Origin of the sequence: Modestobacter sp. DSM 44400, assembly GCF_900107175.1 — a bacterium.
Lineage (GTDB): Bacteria > Actinomycetota > Actinomycetes > Mycobacteriales > Geodermatophilaceae > Modestobacter.
Genome location: NZ_FNOZ01000117.1, coordinates 1 through 3,720 on the forward strand (window position 1 = coordinate 1; position 3,720 = coordinate 3,720).

A 3,720-nucleotide genomic window follows, 5' to 3' on the forward strand; every position below is an offset into this window, starting at 1 on the left:
CGATGATCATGACGATGTCCCGTCGCCTCGCTCGGACGGGCGACTGGTGAACTCAGTTTGAAGACGCTCTCTGAGGGCAGAAATGGCCATTTCTGCCCTCGATGACTAGGGGACGAGGAGGAGCTTGCCGGTGGTCCGGCGGGCCTCCAGGTCCTCGTGCGCCTGCCGCGCCCGCGCCAGCGGGTACCGCGCCCCGATCCGGACGTCGAGGTCCCCGGCGCCGACCAGCTCGAACACCTTCCGGGCCCGGTCCTGGACCAGCGCCGCGCTCCGGGCGTAGGTCTTCAGCGTGGGCCGCTGCAGGTACACCGAGCCGCGGGCGGCGAGCAGTGAGACGTCGACCGGTTCCGGCGGGCCACTCGCGGCGCCGTACACGATCATGCTGCCGTTCGGCCGGAGCGCGGTCAGCCCCTCGAGGAACGTCGTCCGGCCCACCCCGTCGTAGACGGCCGCCACACCCTCGCCCCCGGTGATCTCCCGGGCGCGATCGGCGAAGGAGTCGTAGCCGACCACCTCGTCGGCGCCGGCCTGCCGGGCCAGCTCGGCCTTCTCCGGCGTGGAGGTCGTGCCGATGACCCGGCCCCCGCGCCGCTTCACCACCTGCGTCAGCAGCAGCCCGACACCGCCGGCGGCCGCGTGGACCACGACCCAGTCACCCGGCTGCACCGGATAGGAGTCCGACGCCAGGTAATGCGCGGTCAGCCCCTGCAGCAGGGTCGCGGCGGCGACGTCCAGGTCGATGCCGTCGGGCACCGGGACGAGCCGCTCGCGGGGAGCGGCGAGCCGCTCGGCGTAGCTACCCGGCACGTTCATCCAGGCGACGCGTTCCCCGGTGCCGACGACCGTGCCGGCGCCCTCAGCGCCGGGGACGGCCGGGGGTGGAGAGCCGTAGCCCCCGCCCTCCCGCTCGTAGACGTCCATGTAGTTCACCCCGGCGGCCGCCACCTCGACCAGGGCCTCCCCGTCGCCGGGCCGCGGCTCGGGGGCCTCGGTGTACTCGAGAACCTCAGGTCCGCCGTTGCGCTCGAAGACGACTGCATGCACGTGTGGTCCTCCTGTCGACCGGCCCAGCCAACACCACGGACGTTCGTCGGCTCAGGGGAGGGCCACCATGCGGTCGGCCGCCTCCCGGGTGAACGCCTCCGGCGGGAGCGCGTCGGGACCCACCATCGCGGCGGCGATGGGCAGTCGTGCTCCGGGGTCGGCGGCGAAGCGGGCGAACGCCGCATCGCGGCGGCGTCGTCCCTCCGCGGTGAAGTCGGCACGGAGCCTGGTCATCGCGTCCGCCGTGGCGCGCAGGCGGCGCATCCGCTCGGTCCGCTCGGCCGCGTACGGAGCGAACACCGACGGCCCCCACTGCCCTCCGGAGAGCAGGGCCTCGGCGACGAGCCGGGCGTCCCGGACGGCGATCGTCAGCCCCTGACCGAGGATCGGGTCGTTGTAGCCCGCCGCGTCCCCGATCAGGACCGCGCCCGGCGCGTACGGCTGGTCCGTCCAGGCGTCTCCCAGCGGGTAGCTCGCCCAGCCCGGCCCCGGTCGTGCTGCGCGGAACACGTCGCCGTCGGGGAAGCAGGTCAGCGTGGCCAGCCGGGACAGGATGCGCTCGCCGGCGCCCGGTCCGGCGAACCGACCGGGCGCGCTCTTGTCCCACACGAGGTACACGCGGGCACGACCGTCGCGGCGCGGGAAGACGAAGAAGCAGACGTCCTGGCAGGTCCCCACGGCATTGGTCGCCGCGGGCCAGCCGGTCAGGCCGTCGACGAGCAGTCCCACGGCGAAGGTGCGCGGGCCGGTCGTGGCCAGTCGGACGCCGAGCTGCCGCCGGACGGCGGAGGACCGCCCGTCCGCGCCGACGACGACCCGGGCCCGCAGGACGTGCTCCTGGTCGCCCCGCAGGTACGTCACCGCAGGCCGCGAGCCTGCGGCCACCTCGACCCGGTGGACGCCGCGCACGACCTCGGCGCCGTTCCTGGCGGCCTCGTCCGCGAGCTCGGAACAGGCGCCGGGATGACTCAGGTTGAGCATCCCGGCAGCTCCGCGCACGAGGCGGGAGGTGTCCGCTGCGGCTGCCTCGGCATCGTCGGGGGACATGGAGTCGCCGTAGGTCACGAAGCGGGGAGTGACGGTCCCCTCGGCCCGCAGGACGACGTCCAAGAGGCCGGCGGAGACGAGTTCGGCGTAACCCCACGGTGGCATGTACTCACCACGCACGCGGTCCCGGAAGTGCTCGGACTGCTCGAGGACGGTCACGCCCAGGCCGGCTCGGGCGAGCTGCACGGCGAGCGCGCCCCCGGCGATGCCGCCTCCGACGATCGCGACGTCGGTCGTCGTCTCAGTCATGGACCGGCGCCCGCCCCGGCAGACGCGGTATGTCCCCGACCGGGACGGCGCGGCGTCGTAGGGCCATCGACCCGTTCCCGAGACGGCCCACCGGCCCCTCCTCACGTCCCCTCGGATGGTCCTCCTCCGGGAGCGGCGCGGACAAGGGCGCCCACTCGCTCCGTCACACTCTCCCGGTGACCGTCCACGTCGGGACGTCGGGACGTCGGGACGTCGGGATGGAGCTGCGACCACTGGGACGGCGTCCTCTACCCGCCCGGGACCCGCCCCGCCGACCGGCTGGCGCACTACGCGCAACGGTTCTCCACGGTCGAGCTCAACGGTTCCTTCTACCGCTGGCCCCGCACCGCCACCTTCGCGAGCTCGCAGCGCCGGCTGCCGCCGGGGTTCCGGCTGTCGGTCAGGGCACCGCGGGGCCAGACCCACGCCCGCAAGCTCTACGCCCCGGAGGTCTGGGTCGACCGCCTGGTCTCCTACTGACACGGGCTGGCGGACAAGCGCGCCGTCGTGCTGGTCGGCCATGAGCGGGACGACGCCCGCCTCGGGCACTTCCTCGGCCTGCTGCCGCCCTGGATGCGGGTCGCGGTCGAGCTCTGGCACCCGAGCTGGCACCGAAGAGGTGTATGCACTGCTGGCGCGGCGCCGCGCCGCGTACTGCGAGATGAGCGGGGCGCGGTTGCCGTGCGTCCTGCGCGCGACGGCCCCGTTCGTCCACGTGCGGGTGCACGGGCCCCACCCCGAGCACCTCTACGCCGGCTTTTACCCGAGTGCCGACCTGCGCTGGTGGCCGGCCGGGCGCGCGAGTGAACCGACGCCGGCCGGGACGTCTACGTCCACTTCAACAACGACGGGTACGGCACGCCGAGGAGCTCCGCGGCTGGTCGGTTGATTGCTAGAAGAGATCTACGTCCAGCCCCGTGTCCCTCGACGTCCCTAGCGTGAGCCGTGCCGGACCATCCCGGCGGAAGAGCTCACCAGGGGGAGACCATGCCGCTCATCGTCGTACACGTGCGCCGGGACGACGTCAGCCCCGCCCAGTTCGACCAGGTGTGCCAGGCGCTCCCGCCGGGCAGCGACCTGCCGGCCGGCTGCTGTTCGCACGAGCTCAAGCACGCCGGACGTGCGTGGGCAACTCGATGGGCGGGATGATCTCCGTCCTGGCGACGGCGGCCGCCCCGGCCCTGGCCCGCGGGCTGGTGCTCTTGGACCCGGCCGTGCCCGGCCCCCGGCCGACGCTCGACCCACTGGTCGCACTCACCTTCACCGCGTACGCGCTGCCCGGTGTGAGGATGTCCCGCGTTCCGTGGAACTTCGGTAGCGGCCCGTTGATCAACTAGGCGGCGTTGCTGACGGGCCCATCATGCGCGGCGGGTACGACAG

Annotated in this window: 5 protein-coding genes and 1 pseudogene; 4 read left to right on the forward strand and 2 right to left on the reverse strand. The window is 73.5% G+C overall.

Translation table 11 applies throughout. The features are described from left to right. Positions 1 to 105: 105 nt before the first annotated feature. Positions 106 to 1,044, reverse strand: a complete 939-nt coding sequence (locus BLW04_RS24895; RefSeq protein WP_091548270.1) for a quinone oxidoreductase family protein — start codon at positions 1,042 to 1,044, stop codon at positions 106 to 108. A 51-nt stretch (positions 1,045 to 1,095) separates the two neighbouring features. Then, positions 1,096 to 2,340 (reverse strand): NAD(P)/FAD-dependent oxidoreductase, encoded by a 1,245-nt coding sequence (locus BLW04_RS24900; protein WP_091548272.1) that lies wholly within the window; start codon positions 2,338 to 2,340, stop codon positions 1,096 to 1,098. A 261-nt stretch (positions 2,341 to 2,601) separates the two neighbouring features. Here BLW04_RS24900 and BLW04_RS29015 point away from each other — a divergent pair. From BLW04_RS29015 to BLW04_RS24910, 4 genes and pseudogenes are all read left to right on the forward strand, one after another. Then, positions 2,602 to 2,820: pseudogene (locus BLW04_RS29015) on the forward strand (DUF72 domain-containing protein); the annotation flags it as partial. A 181-nt stretch (positions 2,821 to 3,001) separates the two neighbouring features. Next, positions 3,002 to 3,229: a hypothetical protein gene (locus BLW04_RS29975; RefSeq protein ID WP_371327827.1), complete on the forward strand. Its 228-nt coding sequence runs from the start codon at positions 3,002 to 3,004 to the stop codon at positions 3,227 to 3,229. Between the two features lie 98 nt (positions 3,230 to 3,327). Then, a complete protein-coding gene (locus BLW04_RS27215; RefSeq protein ID WP_175484293.1) occupies positions 3,328 to 3,489 on the forward strand; it encodes a hypothetical protein in 162 nt (53 codons plus the stop codon). Next, positions 3,486 to 3,677, forward strand: coding sequence for a hypothetical protein (locus BLW04_RS24910; RefSeq protein ID WP_254781984.1), 192 nt, complete (start codon positions 3,486 to 3,488; stop codon positions 3,675 to 3,677). The genes BLW04_RS27215 and BLW04_RS24910 overlap by 4 nt, the downstream gene beginning before the upstream one ends. Positions 3,678 to 3,720: the final 43 nt, after the last annotated feature.

Excerpts from the sequence above, each read along its gene's own strand:
- BLW04_RS24900 (WP_091548272.1), bottom strand. The coding sequence starts at position 2,340 with ATGACTGAGACGACGACCGACGTCGCGATCGTCGGAGGCGGCATCGCC.
- BLW04_RS29975 (WP_371327827.1), top strand. The coding sequence starts at position 3,002 with ATGAGCGGGGCGCGGTTGCCGTGCGTCCTGCGCGCGACGGCCCCGTTC.
- BLW04_RS27215 (WP_175484293.1), top strand. The coding sequence starts at position 3,328 with ATGCCGCTCATCGTCGTACACGTGCGCCGGGACGACGTCAGCCCCGCC.
- BLW04_RS24910 (WP_254781984.1), top strand. The coding sequence starts at position 3,486 with ATGATCTCCGTCCTGGCGACGGCGGCCGCCCCGGCCCTGGCCCGCGGG.